We start from the raw sequence: 17,503 nt of genomic DNA on the forward strand, positions 1-17,503 counted from the left end.
AAGGTAAGCCTCCTTTGGAACGAGAGTTCAAGAATTAAGAAATCGACCTCGGTTCAATTACAAATCAGTCCGGCGACCGATTGAATTGCTTTTTCCTGCAGCAGCTGCACTTTGTCTAGCTTTTCCCACTGGAAATCCTGGTCTTCCCGCCCAAAGTGTCCATACGCCGCGGTTCGTAAAAACTGCGGCTTTTTCAGATTTAGCTGCTCTAAAATATCGGCCACGGAGAAGGAAAATGTCTCTCTCACCGCGGCATCTATGCATTCTCTGCTGATTTTCTCTGTGCCGAAGGTATTGACGGTTACGGCCACGGGATCGGCCATGCCGATTGCGTAAGCCAGCGACACTTCGCACTTTGCGGCCAGCTTTGCGGCAACAATATTCTTCGCCGCGTACCGGGCCATATAGGCTGCGGAGCGGTCCACCTTTGTCGGATCCTTCCCGGAAAAGGCGCCTCCGCCGTGCTTACCGACTCCACCGTAGGTATCAACCATAATTTTGCGCCCGGTCAGCCCCACGTCCGCCGCCGGCCCGCCGATCACAAAGCGGCCTGTCTGATTAATGTAGATTTTGGTTTCGCTGTTCATCCATTTGGGGTCTACCTCGCTTTGGATCACTTTCTGTAAAATGGTGTTGCAGACAGTTTCGCGGTCTACTTCCGCGCTGTGCTGCGCGGATATTACAATCCCTGTAAGACAGAGGGGCTTCCCCTCTTCGCTGTATTTCATGGTTACCTGGCTCTTGCCGTCCGGGTACAGCCAGGGAACGGTTCCGTCTTTTCTGACCTGTGCAAGCTTCATGACCAGCCGGTGTGCCAAATCGATGGTTATCGGCATGTAGTGTTCCGTTTCATCGCAGGCATAACCGTACATCATTCCCTGATCCCCCGCGCCGAAAACCTTTTTTCCGCAGGAGCCGTCCTCCAATGAGGAATCCACACCGCGGGCAATATCCGGCGACTGGGAGGTAATGTTGGTCAAAACCATGGCGTTTTGGCAGTCGAAGCCGGTACAGGGCTGCGTGTAGCCTATCTTTTTCACAATTTCCCTCGCCACGCCGGGAACATCCACTTTTGCTTTGGACGTCACCTCGCCCGCAATCATAATCGTATTGGGGGAAATCATGGTCTCCACCGCGACCCGGGATTCCGGGTCCTGCTCCAGATACGCGTCCAATATTCCGTCTGAAATCTGGTCGCATATTTTATCCGGATGGCCTTCCGTAACCGATTCCGATGTTACCAAATACTCCTTCATTCTATCTTCCCTACCTTGTTCTCAATGCGTTCCTGTTCCAGTGCCAGCGCTTTTTTATACTGGAACACCGTCACATGTTCATATTTTTTGAAAACCTTGCTGAAATAGCTGCTTTCGTTGTAGCCAAGGCGGAACGCAACATCAATAATGTTCAGGTCGGTAAAGCAAAAATATGCTTTTGCCAAAGTAAGCTTTCTCATATGTAAATATTCAATGACGCTCACGTTCATCTGCTGCATAAAAATCCGGCTCAGGTAGCCCTGACTGATATTGCAGTTGTCAACAATCTGGTTCAGGCCGATGTCTTTTTTAATGTTTTCGTCAATGTAATGAAATACACATTCCAGCACCTTGTATTTTTTAATGCTGATCTGCTGGAATAGGTAATTCATGACATTGAACAGCCATAATTCCAAACTCTTTTTTTCGGAAATCAGAACCTCTGTCATTGGGAACAGTTCTTCACACTTTGTCTTCCCTTCATTCAGCCATTCGAGCAGATTAATCAGACTCTGCCCCAACTTCATAAACGCGGCTTTCAGCTGCTCAGTGTCATTGCCCACGCCGGAATAAATCTCATCCACAATCTGAGGAACCTGATAGTACATTTTTTTGAAGTCTTTTTCTTTGAGGATAGAGAAAAGGGAATCTGTCTGCTTCCCGTATTTTTTATGGGTATCCGAATAATTGTTGAGCAGCGCTTCGACGGTTCCCCAAGTCACCGGCTTGCTGATGTATTCTTTTACTTCCGCTTTCAAAGCTTCGCGTGCAAACTCAAAATTGTTATAAGCGGAAACGATATAAATCGTAATATTATGGTTGTTGTTATAAATTTGCCTGCTCGCTTCAATTCCGGAGATTCCCGGCATCATAATATCCATAAAGACAATGTCGATATTTTCCGTTCTGCAAACCTCCACGGCATCTTCTCCGTTGTCAACAGAGCACACGACAGTAAAGCCATCCATCTTGGATACCATAATCCGCATGGCTTCTCTCATCAATTCTTCATCGTCAGCAATCATTACACGATACATTTACAGTACCTTTTCGTCAAAGTTTTTTGGATACTTAATCAGGCATTTTGTTCCGCTCTTCTCGCTGTACTCCATCACAACGTCGTACTGCGGCCCAAAGGAACTAATCAGCCTCTGTCTGATACTGGAGATTCCCGTCTCTATGGCATCTCCTTCATAACCGCCATCCTTATAGGATTTGAACCTCTGCAAAATTTTTTCCTCGCTCATCCCCAGCCCGCTGTCCTCCACAGAGATGACCACGTCGCTGTTCAGGTAAAAAACCGAGATGTGCACGGAACCGCCCTCCCGTTTCTGGTCGATGCCGTAAAAGACCGCCTTTTCCACAAAGGGAAGCACAATAAAGTTCGGAATCCGCTGCATATGTATATTCTCCGCAATCTCTATGGAGTAGTTCAGCCGGTCACCCAACCGCACCTTCTGTATTTTCAGGTACCGTTCAATGTTTTCCATCTCTTCCGCAATGGTAATGGCATTTTTCTGATTATTCAGATTATAACGCAGGAACTCCGCAAACAGCGTCACCATTTCATTGGTCTTCGGCGCGTCCTCAATGACCGCCAGGTTGGAAATGGAGTTCAGGCACCGAAACAGGAACGAGGGATTCATCTGGGACTGCAGCGCGGTCAACTCGGCATTTTTCAGGCTGTACTCCAATTCCATCCTCTTTTTCTTTTCACTCAAGCTGTCCATTTCCTTGTTCAGGGACTCCTTGAGCATCAGCCTTGACAGTTCCTTTTCACCGAGCTGGTTGATAATCATAGAAATCAGATCCGCTATATTGACAAACTGCTGATACTTCATTTCCAGTATTTCATTGAACAGATCGCTTTTGCTGATCTTGTAATCTTCCGCGTGGTGCATCACGGTTTCCAGTCGGACGATATTTTCCGGGGCGTCGTTGCACCTGATCTGACCCCCGATAAACCCTCCGAGGTAATGCCCCCGCACAATAATGGGAATGGCAACCTCCATCAGTCCGCAGGGACAGAAATAAACCGAAGTTTTCTGCGTTACCGCGGCCTGTATCGCCCCAAACGCGTCGGATGACCAACAAAGCCGTTTTTCTCCTTCGTTTCGCCTGATTTCCCGGCAAAATTTAGTAAAAGAGGTCAGTTCCGTCACCGGTTCTCCTTTGAAATCAACCGTAACAAAGGCCAGTCCAGTGGCTTTGGAAATCTTTTCTTGGATATTTTCCAACTTTTCTTTTCCAAACAGATGATTGATATCGAAGTTGTTGAACACGCTGTCTTCGTCCTGCACCAAATCTTTGATCTTGGCATTTAAGAATTCATCCATGGAATCAACCTCCTAAATCAAGAATATACTACCAGTTCATATTATATAATATATTCTTTGACTTTGGGGATTTTTAGTACAACTTTTTTAATAATAATTCGACATCCTGTTCGGTTATTTTTATGGGATTCATAGGCGTACAGCCGTCCTTTACTGCGTTTTGTGCCACATAACGGACATTCTTGTCAAAATCCTCTTTGGATACGCCGCACTCCGCGAGGGTCAGCGGCATATTCATCATCTTTTTCAAAGACATGATACAAGTGAGAAGAACGTCCACGGCGAACCCGGGGTCAACGCTTCTTTCCACCATTCCCGTCCGGTAAGCCATCTGCGCATATTTGGCTCTAACCTCGCTGTCCCGACTGTTGAATAAAACCACTTCATTGAGCAGAACCGCGTTTGCAAGTCCATGCGCAATGTGGAACGTTCCCCCTACCTGATGCGCAACACTGTGGCTCATGCCAAGGCCCGCAATGCTGAACGCGATTCCCGCAAGGCTGGAAGCCAGCAGCATCTGCTCTCTCGCCTGCCCATCGTCACCGTGGCGGTAACACTGCAGGAGCGACTTCATAATCAGTTCCACCGCTTTTTCGGCCAGGGCGTCCGTGTAGACGCTGGCACCCTTTGCCACATAGGCTTCCATTGCATGGGTTAAAACATCCATACCGGTGTTCGCCGTGATTTCCGGCGGAAGCGAAAGCGTCAGCTTCGCGTCCAGAATCGCTTCGTCCGGATAGATACTGTCGTCAAAAAAGATATGCTTTTTCTTTGTTTCGTGATCCACCACTACCGTCGCCGCCGTTACCTCGGAACCTGTTCCGCTTGTGGTGGGAATCGCAATCAGCGGGATACCGGCGTCGGCTTTCATCTCCCGCGCAAAATAAAGGATTCCCTTTGCGGTGTCAATGGCGGAGCCTCCCCCGAAGGCGATGATGACTTCCGGGCGGAACTGCTTGAGAATCGCCACCCCTTTCCCAATGACCGTCAGGGGCGTGTCGGGCAAAACACCGTTGAAAAGCTTTACCTCATTGCTGTTGTCGATGACTTCCAGCACTTTCCGGATGCTCCCGTTTTCAATCAGAAACCGGTCGCAGATAATCCAGATTCTTTTTCCAAGAATGGACGAAAGGCGCTCCAGCGAGTTTTCTCCATAAAAAATCTTGGTCCTTAAATAAATCCGATCCAATTTCATCCCCGCTTTCTAACGAATGGAAAACGCGTCCATCAGCGTACATCTTCTCCTTCTTGCGAAATGCCTTGCGGTTGTGGTACCCTCCCCGGTAACGGTTGCAATGGTAAAGCTGGTGTCGCCTTCCCCGTTATAGCCGATTCCGGCCAAAGAGGAGCCGTTTTTCACAAACACGGAGGTTTGCATCTTTTTAGCCGCCCGGTTCAGCCGCTCAATCGACTGAGAATGAATGGTCGCGGTGTGACGGAAGCCCTGTTCAATTTCAAAAGCGGTTTCCAGCGCTTCGTCAAAATCGGCCGCCCTGACCAGAGGGACAACCGGCATCAGCATTTCCAGTGTGACAAACGGGTGCTGCTTAATGGTATCGACCACGATCAGCCGGACGGGTTCGCTGCAAGAAATTCCCGCCGCCTTCAATATTTCAGTGGCGCTCTTGCCTTCCAGAGCTTTGTTGATCCCCATATCCTGCGTTACGGTCACAGAGGTCAATTTCAGCATTTCTTCCTCATTGTGAATATAATAAACGCCGTTTTTCTTAAGCTCTTCAATCAGTTCCTCTGCGGCTGCCGCAACAACGACAATGCTTTTTTCTGAAATGCACATGACGTTGTTGTCAAAAGATGCCCCCTGAACAATATCCCTTGCCGCCTGCTTCAGATCGGCCGTTTCATCCACAATGGCGGTTGGATTCCCCGGCCCCGCTCCAATCACCTTTTTACCGCTGGCAAGCGCTTCTCTCAGCACGCCGTTCCCCCCCGTGGTAACCACCATGGAAATATCGGGGTGCGTCATCAGCTCACGGGTCACCGCCATGGAGGTATCCCCTAGGGTTACCACCAGATTATCGATCCCACAGGTGTCCCGAATGGCGACGCTAATCATTTCCGTCACAAACTGGGAAACCTGAATCGCCCTTGGGTGCGGGACATGCACGACGGCATTGCCCGCCGCAAGCAGACTGATGGTGTTATTGATGAGTGTGGCGCACGGGTTCGTGCAGGGATGCACGGCACAGACCACGCCGTAAGAAGACAGTTCGTAAAGCGTCATGCCGCTGTCGCCTGTCTTTACCTCGGTAATCAAATCCTCCACGCCCGGCGTTTTCCGGATGGCAAGCAAAAGTTTTTCGATTTTATCCTCAACATTGCCCATGCCGGTTTCTTCCGCCGCCATTTTGGCAATTACGTTGACCATTGGCAGAAGCTCTTTCTTGATTGCTTCAATTACTTCCTGACGTTCATTCAGGGTCAACTTGGAATACTGGATGTAGGCTCCCTGCGCAACCGCGACGGCATCGTTTACCGAGCAAAAAACCCCGCTTCTCACCGTACCGCTGTAGGTTAAGTATTTCTTAACCAACTCTCCAATTTGTGCAGTATTCATCTTAACCTCTCCTTCGCCCAATCCCTCAGGCATTCAATTGCGTAAATTCAGGACGTGACGCTGTCAGTCTCTAAACGTCCATTGTATCAATAATGCCCACAATGGCCATGTCAATGGACACATTATGCTTTTGAACACGAACGGCCGACCCGGAGCAAACCAGGACATACTCCCCGATTCCCGCCCCCACATAATCGGCGGCAACCTCTTCGGAGCCGATGTTGCGCTTCTGCGAATCAATTTTCTGGATAATCATCAGCTTAAAGCCGACCAGAGACTCTTCCTTGCGCGTCGCCACAACATTGCCCACTACTTTTGCCATATAAATAGTAATCACAATCCTTTCCTGACCTTAGTTCTAAGGATTATTTTTCTTTTGGCCTCTTGTATTTCCGGTCTGCCGTTTGGCTGTCCCTTTTTCTTTCACCACCGTGTTTTTGGAAGCGGTGCTTTTTGCAGATGCAGATTTTCCCGATCTTGTTTTGCCGGAGGGCTTTGCTTTTGTTTCCGGCTTCGTTTCCGGCAGGATCATTTCCAGCTGGGAAACGGCCGACTCGTTCACGGTGGGTACTTCGGGCAGATTCTGCGGCTCTGGCTCTTCCGGCGCGGGTTTCAAAGCAGCTTCCGGTTCTGCGGCAGGCTCCGGCTGAATCATCTGTGGCTCCGGCACGGAAGGTTCCTCCACCGTCGGAATCGCTTCCGGTTCCGGTAAAATTACTTCTTCAACGGGCGGAGCTGTTGCCGGCTCCGGCGGTATGGTTTCCTCCGGCTGCGGTACCGCTTCGGGCTTTTGCACGGGCTCTTCCGGTAAATCTTCAAGAACTTCCGGCAAAGCAGAGGCCTCCAGCTCGGGTTCCGGAATTTCCGGCGCTGCAGAAACTTCCGGCTCAGGCTCCGGCTCGGGTTCCGGCGTATTTGGCGCGGAGGATTCGGGCGAATCCGGCGGAGTGTTTCCATCCTCGTTTTTTACAGTCTGACAAAAGAAATCTTCAACGCTGTCCGCGGGTCTGGGAATGACTTTGGACGAAATATAGTGATGAAAAGTCTCGCCGACTTGCTTGCCTGCGGTGACGGCGGCGTTAACGGCTGCAACATCACCCGTGATTTTCACGGTGATCCAGCCGTGTCCCCTTGTTTTCTCAATCTGGTTAATCGTCACATTTGCTGTTTTCACCATGGTGTCCGCAACCAGAACGGCCGTTGCCAGCCCCTGTATTTCGATCAGCCCCAATGCGTTTTTCATTTTGTCACCTTACTTCTTTTTCTTTTGATAATATATAAATGTAAGCAAAAATAATTTGGTTACCGCTTTTTTCTTTTTCAATTATTGTCTAATAATTTCAATGCCCAGACAGGACGCTTTTTCCTTGGCCAGAGCGGTCAGCAAATCCCCCTGAGCCAGCAGAATCCGCCCCTCCTGCACAAACTTGTCAAGATCGCCTTCCGTAATTACTTGATGCCCGCCGTATGCGCGTTTGTCCGGCGCAGGACGGGACATTGCGTGTTTCAGGTTTTCGGGAGCCGTTTCTTCTTCAAAAACAGTTTCCTTGATTTCAATTCCATACTGAGCAATTATCCTGTAATATGCCTTGATTCTGGCAGCATACGCCGCCGGTTCTCTCCCCGTAAGCGGTTCCAGCCCAGATTTTAAAAGAATGATTTTCTGACCGTTCGCCATACACCGCTGCACCCATTTTGTCTCAAAGGTATCGCCAATGCACAGCGCGGTTTTTACAATCAGCTCTCTGGAAGCAGCCGGAAAAACGGTCGTTCCGTCCGGCAGCTGCGCCAAGTCGGTTTGATCCTGCCGCAAAACGGTTCCGCAGCCTTCCCATTCTCTGAGTTTTTTCTGATGATAGTCATTTGCCATAGAAGGGGGAATCACCGTAGTCACACAGTATTTGCGCTGATCTTTCAAAGTATTGAAGAAAGATCGGTATTCCTCATTCCATCCTTCCGAAAGGATGACATATAATTTCTGTTCGGGTACAGGGAAATTGGAAAGCATCTTTCCATTCTGCATTTTCTGTATCACTTTCAGCACAATCTGATACAGGTCATTTTCACTGATTTCCACGGTACCCCTCCTTTATCTTGCAAAGCCTTTTGTACTGACAGTGAAAAGGCGGTCATGATAGGAAGAAATCAGGAAAGGGCATTCCCTGACTCTTCCGTACCATTAACGCCCTACACAGTCCTGTGTGGAAGAAGAATTGAGTGGTGATTATTTGTCCATATGAGGAATAATCTTTTCAGTGTCCGAATGAGGACGGGGAATGACGTGGATGGAGACGACTTCGCCGACCATTTTGGCGGAAGCTGCCCCGGCGTCCGTTGCGGCCTTAACGGCTCCAACGTCTCCGCGTACCATCACCGTTACCAGTCCGGAACCGATCTTTTCGTAGCCTACCAAATTGACATTGGCGGCCTTGACCATAGCATCGGCGGCTTCAATTGCAGGTACGAGTCCGTGTGTTTCGATCATACCCAGTGCATCAGAGTTCATGTGTAAACCTCCTTCATTGTAGTATCAAGTTATTAAATATATGGATGAGTGGTTGATTTCGGTTCGGATCCCAACGCGCCAAGCAGTTTCAGGCCGACCGCTCTGGCCGCTCTGACAGCCTGTCGTACGGCGCCGGAATCGCCTGTAAAGATCAGGATCACCTCGTTTGAGAAGCTGGTTCCGCCGTTACCGGGAGAGCTGTAGCAGACCACGTCAACATTTGCCGCCTTAACGGCCACATCCGCTAGAACCGTGCCGATTGCGGCAGGGCCCGCGCATGTCATGCCGAACGCTTTGCCGAGAGGAGAACCAAACGCCTTTTCAAGGCACTGGCTGGCTCTTGCGGAATATTGAAATTCCAGATGTCCGGCTTCGCTGCCGTAAACATCGCCGAAATATTTCGGGAGGCTGGCAAGAGCGATTTCTACCGCCCTCCTTGCGTCCGAAACATCCTCCGCGCCGATATAGATCAAATCTCCGTGACCGGCGCCGCCTTTGGTATCTCTGGGCAGTTCAATGGAAATAACTTCCGTATTGGTTGCTTTGACTGCGTCATCAACCGCCATAATCTGGGGGCCTGCCCCCGTTCTGCCGCCGATAATCCCGATGGAACGGTATTTACCGAGTTTCATGACATCAACAAGCATTGGGTCAACGCTGGCGATGACCAAACCAATGGTATCACCGACGGAGGTTCCCACAAATTCTGTTACTCCCAGTGAATTGCAAAGCTGTGTACCGGCTTCCGCTGCTTTTTCCTCAGGTTTTATTTTCAGTTCATCGGCAACCTGCTGCACAACCTTATTGATTAATTGCTGGTCCATTGCCTATCCTCCATTTCATTAAATTTTTTAACCACCGATAATACATTCGAAGCCCTGCTCTTCAACCACAGTTTTGAGTGCCTGTATTTTTTCAGGAGTCAGTGTCTTAACGTCCTTCATCAGATAGTCCCTGCCCAAAAGTTCGTATTTGTTTTCACCGTAGGTGTGATACGGAAGTAAATGGATTGTTTTGATATTGTGCAAAGTTTTTGCAAACCTGCTGATCGCGAGAATATCCTCTTCCGTGGCGTTTACTCCGGGAATGGTGGGCACCCGGATCACTGTCTTAGTGATTTGGGATACCCTGACGGCGTTTTTCAGAATGAGTTCGTTGCTTACCCCCGTGTATTTTTTATGTACTTCAGGATTCATAGATTTGATATCCATCAAAGCCAAATCCACATAGGGAAGCACCTTTTCAATCGCTTGTTCGTCCGCGTAGGCAGTCGTTTCGATCGCCGTGTTCCATCCCTGTTCTTTGGAGGCCCTGAGCAGTTCGAGTGTAAAATCGGACTGCACCAGGGGTTCCCCTCCTGAAATAGTAATTCCGCCGCCGGAACGCCTGTAGGTTGTCGCGTCCTTTCTCAGCTCCAGCATCACCTGCTGTACGGTCATTCCGCTGCCTTTCAGCACCAGCGCACCCGTGGGACAGACATTGGCGCATTCACCGCATCCAATACAAAGATCTCTGTTGATAAAGCCTTTGTTGTTTGGATTGATTGCCCCCTGTTTGCAGGCCTTCATGCATTTTCCACAGTGAATACAACGCATTTTTTGATAAGTAATCACCGGTTTTAACTTTTGGGATTCAGGATTACAGCACCATTTGCATGACAAAGGACATCCTTTTAAAAATACGATCGTGCGAATACCAGGACCATCATGTACGGAAAACCTCTGTATGTCGAAGACGAGTCCCGATGCGCTATAATTGATTGAATCCACCACCTACAACTCCCTTAGTTACATTTCATCAGCGCATGGAGCAATCTCATCACCATCAGAATGTCTGCTCTGTACGGCTGATGATATCATCCTGCACTTCTTTTGCCAGTACTACAAACTGTGCGCTGTATCCGGCAACACGAACCACCAGATCCTTGTACTTGTCAGGATCTTTCTGGGCAGCCAGCAAAGTCTCTCTGTCAACGACATTGAACTGTACATGCATGCCTTTGTGGTCGAAATAGCTTCTGACAACAGACGCGAAGTTCTGCAGTCCCGTATCCCCTGCAAGTGCGGAGGGCAGGAATTTCTGGTTGAGCAGCGTTCCGTTGGATGCAAGGAAATGATCCAGTTTAGCAACAGAGTTCAATGCCGCTGTCGGACCCTTTACATCCTTGCCCTGTCTTGGGGAAACACCGTCCGCCAGAGGCAGCTTTGCCAATCTGCCGTCCGGCAGCGCGCCGACGTCTTTACCGAACAGTACGTTGGCCGACACCGGGTAAACGCCCGCCTGGAACTGGCCGCCGCGCGGATTGGTATATTTCTGGACTTCTTCGCAGTAGATCCGGGCGATCTTGCGGGAAACCATGTCGACCTCGTCAATATCGTTGCCGAAGCACTCCGTGTTGTCCATCAGTCTGTAAATATTCTCATAGTCGCCGCTGCAGGAAGCGCAGGTATCTTTTACGCCGCACATCTTCTGCAGATCGGACATATCGATATTGCAGGAATTGCCGAGGACCTTCTTGACGGCCTCATAGATCTTCTGCTCCGTAAGAGCATCCGCTGTGCTGCTGCAGGGGTCTTCTGCGCCGGTTTTGGCTCCGACCGGACGGCCGTAGTTCGCATCCAGAGCTTCCTTCAGCTGGGCAATCGTAATGTCTTTATCCTTAAACACATGTTTATCCATCGCATAGATGGAGTCGCCGGAATCGGCAATACCAAATGCCTGCGGGCCGGTGAAGTTGTAAATGGCTCCGCCTTCCTGTACGGACTTGCCGCGCTTGATGCAGTCGTCAACCATAGCCGACTGGAACGGGAGCGGGCACCTTTCCGCATGGGCCAGATCGACGCAGTTGTCGGCTTCCGCCAGATGCTGCACGAAGTAAGCCATTTCTTTCTTAAACGCATCGTAGAATTCATCAATGGATTTCCACTCACACATATCCGGAACAACCGGGCCAAGCTGTTTGTCGCCGACCTTGCCGCCGTGGATGGTGATGTCGAGAACCTTGGCAACATTGAAGAACGCGGCGTCGTGCCAGCCTTCGGTCTTGTGCGGGCACTGCGGCTCCACACAGCCGATAATGCAATACTCACGGGCGTCTTCAAGGGAAACGCCCCTGTTTTCAAGAGCAGGGATAATGACTTCGTCGTTGTACATTGCAGGCACGCCCAGTCCGATGCGGGCAAGCTCGCACGCCCTGTAGAGGAATTCGTCCGGGGTTCCCTGCCACACGCGGATGGAGAAGGAAGGCGCCGGCAGCTTGGTATGGGCGCACGCGTCCATCATCATGTACGAAACTTCATTGGTGGCATCCAGCCCGTCCGGTGTCTGGCCGCCCGCGCCGATGTTCTGGAACACCGCGTAGCCGGCAAACGCCTGAGCGGAAACCTCGTCGCGGGTCTTGTTGACGTCGTTGAGTTTAATCCAGATGCAGTCAACCAGTTCCTGCGCGAATTCTTTGGAAATGTTTTTGTCCGCGGCAAGATACGGATACATATACTGGTCGAAGCGGCCGGGAGAAATGGAGTGCCCGCTGGACTCGATCTGCATCATGCTCTGGATGAACCAGAAGGACTGGCAGGCCTCATAGAAATTGCGCGCGCCGTTTTCCGGCACTCTGTCGCAGTTAACGGCAATCTGCAGAAGTTCTGCCTTTCTGGTGGCGTTCGTTTCCGAAGCGGCCAACCGTCTTGCTTCGTCCGCATACCGGTGGGCAAAATTGATCGCCGCATTATAAGTGATAATCAGAGCATTGTAGAACTGCTGCTTTTTTATGTAGGAAGGATCCGAAAGATCCATCTTCATCATGGCATCGACTACTTCCGCAATGACTCCGCGGAAGCCTTTTTCCAGGATCTTGCCATAGTCCACACAGACATGGCCCACGCCGCCGTAGAAGTAATTTCCTACGGTAAACACGCCGGCTGCCTGACAGTCCTTTGTTTCCGGGGACATATAGGAAGAAGCAAGCTCGCTGGTTGTCTTCCCCGGCCAGTACTTAAACGCCTCGTGCAGCTCTTTTGCGGTTTCCTTAGGGATGACGAACGGATCCGCCATTCTGGTCGCCATGGTGTCGAATTCCTTCTCAACCCAGTCATAGGAAAACTCCGGGCAGATTTCCGTTGAGCGGGGGTGCTTGGTGATGGCGCCGACAATCAGCTCGTCGTCACGGATGGTTACCGGAAGATTGTTGAAAATCTTCTCATCCGCTTTGGCGCGTCTCATAATCGGCGGCAGGCCTTCTGTTTCCTTATAAGACTCTGTAACCAGAACCGCTCTCTCCGACTCAACATAAGGGGTTGCATCCAAAATCATTCTTTTTAGTTTTTCAACCCTTGCCGTTGGTTTGGAAAATCCTTTTTCTATCACTTTAAATACCTCCTTAAAAAAATTTGATCGACGAATTTTGAACACCCAAGTCCGATTTCTTAGCTTTGATTATATACCTGCGTCAGCTTGACCGCGCAACACTTTCCAAACCCAAAGAATGTAAAATTAAAACTAAAAAATTTTTCAACAAAAGTATATTTTATGGAAGATAGATAAAATTGAAATCTTTTTAACGCTTAACCTGATCTGTTATTTTTACGGAAAAATTTCTTTTCCGTAAAAATTTGACATTCAAAATGAAACTGAAATTCCCAGCAAACCGACAAAATCCCTCAAAATCGCCGTATTGCCCGGCCACGCGGGAGAGGTCACCAGATTTCCGTCCGCAACCGATTCATCCGCTTCCGTATCAATATAAATGCCCCCCGCCATTTCCACTTCTGGCTTGACCGACGGGTACGCTGTAAGCCGCCTTCCCCGCACCACATCCGCCGCGGTCAGCAGCTGAACCCCGTGGCAGATGGCCGCCACCGGCCTGCTCAGCTTCATAAAGTACCGGATGATGTCGAGGACCTCATCATTCAGCCGCAGATACTCCGGGGAGCGCCCGCCCGTCAGATAAAGTCCGGCGTATTCCTCAATCCGCAGCCCGGCAAAGGTGGCGTTGAGCAGAAAACGGTGCCCCGGCTTTTCCGTGTAGGTCTGGTCGCCCTCAAAGTCATGGATGGCTGTTTTAATGGATTCTCCGGCCTTTTTGCCCGGGCACGCCACGTCTGCCTGAAGCCCAAAGACGCCCAGAGTCTGATAGGGAACCATCACCTCGTAGTCCTCTGTAAAGTCCCCGGCCAGTATCAGTATTTTTTTCCGCCTTTTGTCCATATTTTTCTCCTCCCGACACTCAGGTAAAATCAAGACCTGTTTTCTGCAAAATTAAGACCTTTCTCTTCCCACGGTAAGATGTCGCCCGGTTCTCGCAGATGATTTAAAATATCCGGAACGCCTTCCCCCGTTATGGAATTGACATAAAAGATTGTCTTGCACCCCGCAAGCTTCAGCCAGTTTTCCGCCAAATCCGTCCTTGCGCCCTTTACATCGATCTGCGTAACAATTCCAATTACTTCTCTGGTTGCGGCGGCTACAAAATTGGGACTGTAAAGGGAATATTTCTCCGTTGCGTTCAGTAACAAGCCCACGACATCCGCCTCATAGCCGTAAAGCACCAGCGCTCTCGCCAGCGTTCTGTTTTCCGCGTACTCGCCGGGCGTATCAATAATGACATCGTAATGGTTAACATACTGCGTTTTGTGATACTGAATTTTTTCACCCCTCAGCGCCTGCGTCAGAGTTGTTTTTCCGCTTCCGGTTCTGCCAACCAACATAATTTTTTTCATACGCGCCTACGCTTTCGTCAGGTTGCACACGGTAAATCCCATCACATTTTCCGCATAATTCAAGACGGCCTCCAGAGCGGTCGTTACATCCGATATTTTTCCGGTAATAATCAGCGTGCCGCTGAACCGGTCAATAAAACCAATATCTATCCCCGACTTTTTCAGTGCAATGTCGGCTGCGATAATGGATGTTTCGCTTGGAGTCATTGTCAGAATTCCGATTGCCGCCTTGGCATAATCGATTTTAGGGTCCAGGCCGAGCTTCTGATAAATGACCGTGTTGGGGCTGGCAATCACATGCGCCATCGTCACCTGTTTGCCCGGCACCGTCTCCTGAATAATTCTCATTAATTTTTCGCCCGACTGCTCCAAATCCTCTAATTTCACAAAAAGACCTTCCTTGCAATATAAATGCTGTCCGTGATTTCTAAATATATAGTATCATGATGCAGAATGTACCCATAACACAATACAAACCAATTCGCAGTAAATTTGAAAGGTGCGAACGATAAATCAGCGCGGCCGGATATCCCGGCCGCGCTGTCATCCGGTTTAACCGGACTGTATTTCCTTTAACGTGATAAAGCGCCTACATCATGGATTTGTAAAGGGCGATCACATCCTCCACGGTGGGGTCTTTCGGGTTCCCGCCCGTGCAGGCGTCCGCCATGGCGGACTCGGCAAGGAACGGGATGTCTTCTTCCTTTACCCCCACCAAGGAAACCTTCTGCGGAATTTCGACGTCTCTGGAGAGCTGCTTGACCGCGTCGATTGCTGCCCGGCGATACTCCTCTTGCGTCATGTCGTCCACACCCTGCACGCCCATGGCACGCGCGATTTCACGGTATTTTTCACCGGTGGATTCCGCGTTGTACTCCAGTACGGTGGGCAAAATGGTCGCGCAAGCCACGCCGTGGGGCGTGTCGTACAGCGCGCTGAGCGGATGCGCCATGGAGTGCACAATGCCAAGGCCCACATTGGAAAAGCCCATGCCCGCCACATACTGACCCAGAGCCATCTCACTGCGTCCCTGCGGATCGCCGGCGACAGAGCTGCGCAGGGCACGGGAAATAATCTCAATCGCTTTCAGGTGCAGCATGTCCGTCAGCTCCCACGCGCCCTTGGTGATGTATCCTTCAATTGCGTGGGTCAGCGCGTCCATTCCGGTTGCGGCGCACAGTCCCTTCGGCATGGAGGCGGACATTTCCGGGTCAATAACGGCGACCACAGGAATGTCGTGAGGGTCAACGCACACGAATTTGCGGTGCTTTTCTTCGTCGGTGATGACATAGTTAATCGTTACCTCAGCGGCGGTACCGGAGGTGGTGGAAACTGCCAGAATCGGAAGGCATTTCTTTGCGGTCTGTACGGCCCCTTCCAGGCTGCGGACATCCGCATGCTCCGGATTTGTCATAATCACGGCAATGGCCTTGCTGGTGTCGATGGCGCTGCCGCCGCCCACGGCAATCAGGCAGTCCGCTTTCATCTTCTTGCAGGCCTTTACGCCGTCCTGCACATTCTGTATGGTGGGATTCGCTTTGATTTTGTCGAACACTTCATAAGAAATGGAGGCGTCATCCAGCACCTTCATCACCCGGGTGGCGACCTTGAACTTGATGAGATCCTTGTCGGTGACAAGCATCACTTTCTTCAAACCGCGCTTCTTGACCTCTGAAGACAGCTCCGCAATGGCGCCCGGGCCAAAATAGGACGTTTCATTCAAGACGGTACGATAAGACATAACATTCCCTCCAAATTTAATATTCCATCGAAACGGCCCGACAGCTTTTCGGCCGCCTGTCCGTAATGGTCATACGGCTGTGATTTTTTCCTCGGGGTTCTCCTCAATATTCCTGTCCAATATTATAACGATACCGGCAAAAAAATGCAGGTAAATTTAAATACTCCCGACGGGAATTTTTCTATGTTTTTTGTATAGCATCATCAAATAAATTATCGTATTAATTTAATATTTGCAATTAAGTCACACCCGCTATACGATATATTATGAATAAAAAGCGAAGGGGTAAATTCATGATTAGTTTTTTGGAAGATGGCAATGTCAATATGAAAGCAATTGAAATCGTCGACATTGTGGACATGTCCCTGCTGCAAAAATTTCAGGATAGCTTTGCCGTTGGGATGAATTGCGCCAGTGTAACGGTTGACAGAAACGGGATACCGATTACAAAACCGAGTTCCTACACCAGATTTTGCGATGGATTTGTACATAAGTCAAAAATCGGCGATGAAAGATGCGCGATTTCTCATAACCGCATGGGCGAAGAGGCCGCGCGGACAGGCAGACCTTTTGTAGGACAATGCCACGCCGGACTGATCGATTTTGCCGCCCCGGTTATTATTAATCATGAATTGATCGGAACCGTACTTGGAGGTCAGCTCCTGACGGAAAAGCCAAAGGAGGAAGATTTCCGCAGAACCGCCAGAGAAATCGACGCCAGTGAAACCGGGCTTGTCGATGCCGCAAATAAAGTGAACATTACCAATATGAAGAATATCAGCGCCGCGGCTGAGGTTTTGTTTATTGTAGTCAACACGCTGGCTGAAAACGGATATGCCAGAATTGAACTGGAGGTTCTGGCCAAACGTCTGGCGAACAAGTTTATTGAAATTTCATCTACTTTGGAGGAACTGGCTACCTCGGCACAAAGCATTACGGTACAGCAGCACGATCTGAATGACGAAATCGCACAGGTTGAACAGTTGACGGAAGAAATTAACGGCGTACTGAAATCCATAACTGAAATTGCATCCTATACAAAGATCCTAGGCTTTAATGCCTCCATCGAATCCGCCCGTGTCGGTGAAGCCGGCAGAGGATTTGAAGTAGTTGCCAGAGAAATTCAAACCCTTTCCGAAAGCTCGTCAAAAACAGCCAATTATATTATGCAGCTGACTGACAAGATCAAGGGGTCGATTAAAGAAACGGTAAACCATTCTCAAATTACGCTGCATACCACAGAGGAACAGTCCAGCGCAATGGAAGAAGTAGCCGCCGCCATTCAGGAATCCGTTTATCTGGCGGATCAGCTGAATGGGCTGATGAAATCGTTAAAATAAACCGATTAATTTTCAATCAGGGTACTGCCCAA

17 protein-coding genes are annotated in these 17,503 nt (G+C 49.8%); 1 reads left to right on the forward strand and 16 read right to left on the reverse strand.

Features of this window, described 5'->3' with window-relative positions; all coding sequences use genetic code 11:
* Positions 1-53: 53 nt before the first annotated feature.
* The 16 genes from metK to fucO all read right to left on the reverse strand — a co-directional run bounded on the left by metK (position 54) and on the right by fucO (position 16,131).
* The gene (gene metK, locus J5W02_RS05580) at positions 54-1,256 is read right to left on the reverse strand and encodes a methionine adenosyltransferase (RefSeq protein WP_219964693.1); all 1,203 of its coding nucleotides are present in this window, start codon (positions 1,254-1,256) and stop codon (positions 54-56) included.
* On the reverse strand, positions 1,253-2,293 hold the full coding sequence (locus J5W02_RS05585) for a response regulator transcription factor (protein WP_219964694.1): 1,041 nt from the start codon (positions 2,291-2,293) through the stop codon (positions 1,253-1,255). Before J5W02_RS05585 ends, metK begins: the two co-directional genes overlap by 4 nt.
* The gene (locus J5W02_RS05590) at positions 2,294-3,592 is read right to left on the reverse strand and encodes a sensor histidine kinase (protein ID WP_219964695.1); all 1,299 of its coding nucleotides are present in this window, start codon (positions 3,590-3,592) and stop codon (positions 2,294-2,296) included.
* Between the two features lie 73 nt (positions 3,593-3,665).
* A complete protein-coding gene (locus J5W02_RS05595) occupies positions 3,666-4,781 on the reverse strand; it encodes a 1-propanol dehydrogenase PduQ (protein ID WP_255575587.1) in 1,116 nt (371 codons plus the stop codon).
* Between the two features lie 15 nt (positions 4,782-4,796).
* On the reverse strand, positions 4,797-6,167 hold the full coding sequence (locus J5W02_RS05600; protein WP_255575588.1) for an aldehyde dehydrogenase family protein: 1,371 nt from the start codon (positions 6,165-6,167) through the stop codon (positions 4,797-4,799).
* Positions 6,168-6,237: 70 nt separating this feature from the next.
* On the reverse strand, positions 6,238-6,489 hold the full coding sequence (locus tag J5W02_RS05605; protein WP_255575589.1) for a EutN/CcmL family microcompartment protein: 252 nt from the start codon (positions 6,487-6,489) through the stop codon (positions 6,238-6,240).
* A 36-nt stretch (positions 6,490-6,525) separates the two neighbouring features.
* A complete protein-coding gene (locus J5W02_RS14700; protein ID WP_255575590.1) occupies positions 6,526-7,410 on the reverse strand; it encodes a BMC domain-containing protein in 885 nt (294 codons plus the stop codon).
* 81 nt (positions 7,411-7,491) lie between these two features.
* Positions 7,492-8,244: a hypothetical protein gene (locus J5W02_RS05620; protein WP_219964698.1), complete on the reverse strand. Its 753-nt coding sequence runs from the start codon at positions 8,242-8,244 to the stop codon at positions 7,492-7,494.
* A gap of 147 nt (positions 8,245-8,391) precedes the next feature.
* On the reverse strand, positions 8,392-8,673 hold the full coding sequence (locus J5W02_RS05625) for a BMC domain-containing protein (protein WP_219964699.1): 282 nt from the start codon (positions 8,671-8,673) through the stop codon (positions 8,392-8,394).
* Positions 8,674-8,705: 32 nt separating this feature from the next.
* The gene (gene pduB, locus J5W02_RS05630; RefSeq protein ID WP_219964700.1) at positions 8,706-9,497 is read right to left on the reverse strand and encodes a propanediol utilization microcompartment protein PduB; all 792 of its coding nucleotides are present in this window, start codon (positions 9,495-9,497) and stop codon (positions 8,706-8,708) included.
* A gap of 27 nt (positions 9,498-9,524) precedes the next feature.
* Positions 9,525-10,445: a glycyl-radical enzyme activating protein gene (locus J5W02_RS05635; RefSeq protein ID WP_407928359.1), complete on the reverse strand. Its 921-nt coding sequence runs from the start codon at positions 10,443-10,445 to the stop codon at positions 9,525-9,527.
* Between the two features lie 52 nt (positions 10,446-10,497).
* Positions 10,498-13,038 carry a glycyl radical protein gene (locus tag J5W02_RS05640; protein ID WP_219964702.1) on the reverse strand — a complete coding sequence of 847 codons (2,541 nt, stop codon included), beginning with the start codon at positions 13,036-13,038 and terminating at the stop codon, positions 10,498-10,500.
* 252 nt (positions 13,039-13,290) lie between these two features.
* Positions 13,291-13,878, reverse strand: a complete 588-nt coding sequence (locus tag J5W02_RS05645) for a DJ-1/PfpI family protein (protein ID WP_219964703.1) — start codon at positions 13,876-13,878, stop codon at positions 13,291-13,293.
* Positions 13,879-13,907: 29 nt separating this feature from the next.
* The gene (locus J5W02_RS05650; protein ID WP_219964704.1) at positions 13,908-14,390 is read right to left on the reverse strand and encodes a EutP/PduV family microcompartment system protein; all 483 of its coding nucleotides are present in this window, start codon (positions 14,388-14,390) and stop codon (positions 13,908-13,910) included.
* Between the two features lie 6 nt (positions 14,391-14,396).
* A complete protein-coding gene (locus J5W02_RS05655) occupies positions 14,397-14,777 on the reverse strand; it encodes a BMC domain-containing protein (RefSeq protein WP_330659693.1) in 381 nt (126 codons plus the stop codon).
* A 202-nt stretch (positions 14,778-14,979) separates the two neighbouring features.
* The gene (gene fucO, locus J5W02_RS05660; RefSeq protein WP_219964705.1) at positions 14,980-16,131 is read right to left on the reverse strand and encodes a lactaldehyde reductase; all 1,152 of its coding nucleotides are present in this window, start codon (positions 16,129-16,131) and stop codon (positions 14,980-14,982) included.
* A gap of 293 nt (positions 16,132-16,424) precedes the next feature.
* Here fucO and J5W02_RS05665 point away from each other — a divergent pair, with 293 nt between their 5' ends.
* On the forward strand, positions 16,425-17,471 hold the full coding sequence (locus tag J5W02_RS05665) for a PocR ligand-binding domain-containing protein (protein WP_219964706.1): 1,047 nt from the start codon (positions 16,425-16,427) through the stop codon (positions 17,469-17,471).
* Positions 17,472-17,503: the final 32 nt, after the last annotated feature.

Origin of the sequence: Caproiciproducens faecalis (genome assembly GCF_019448085.1) — a bacterium.
In the GTDB taxonomy this organism is placed as follows: domain Bacteria; phylum Bacillota; class Clostridia; order Oscillospirales; family Acutalibacteraceae; genus Caproiciproducens; species Caproiciproducens faecalis.

Coding starts and splice junctions, on each gene's coding strand:
- J5W02_RS05645 (WP_219964703.1), bottom strand. CDS start 13,878: ATGGACAAAAGGCGGAAAAAAATACTGATACTGGCCGGGGACTTTACA.
- J5W02_RS05665 (WP_219964706.1), top strand. CDS start 16,425: ATGATTAGTTTTTTGGAAGATGGCAATGTCAATATGAAAGCAATTGAA.
- pduB (WP_219964700.1), bottom strand. CDS start 9,497: ATGGACCAGCAATTAATCAATAAGGTTGTGCAGCAGGTTGCCGATGAA.
- J5W02_RS05625 (WP_219964699.1), bottom strand. CDS start 8,673: ATGAACTCTGATGCACTGGGTATGATCGAAACACACGGACTCGTACCT.
- J5W02_RS14700 (WP_255575590.1), bottom strand. CDS start 7,410: ATGAAAAACGCATTGGGGCTGATCGAAATACAGGGGCTGGCAACGGCC.
- J5W02_RS05590 (WP_219964695.1), bottom strand. CDS start 3,592: ATGGATGAATTCTTAAATGCCAAGATCAAAGATTTGGTGCAGGACGAA.
- fucO (WP_219964705.1), bottom strand. CDS start 16,131: ATGTCTTATCGTACCGTCTTGAATGAAACGTCCTATTTTGGCCCGGGC.
- J5W02_RS05600 (WP_255575588.1), bottom strand. CDS start 6,167: ATGAATACTGCACAAATTGGAGAGTTGGTTAAGAAATACTTAACCTAC.
- J5W02_RS05585 (WP_219964694.1), bottom strand. CDS start 2,293: ATGTATCGTGTAATGATTGCTGACGATGAAGAATTGATGAGAGAAGCC.
- metK (WP_219964693.1), bottom strand. CDS start 1,256: ATGAAGGAGTATTTGGTAACATCGGAATCGGTTACGGAAGGCCATCCG.
- J5W02_RS05605 (WP_255575589.1), bottom strand. CDS start 6,489: ATGGCAAAAGTAGTGGGCAATGTTGTGGCGACGCGCAAGGAAGAGTCT.
- J5W02_RS05650 (WP_219964704.1), bottom strand. CDS start 14,390: ATGAAAAAAATTATGTTGGTTGGCAGAACCGGAAGCGGAAAAACAACT.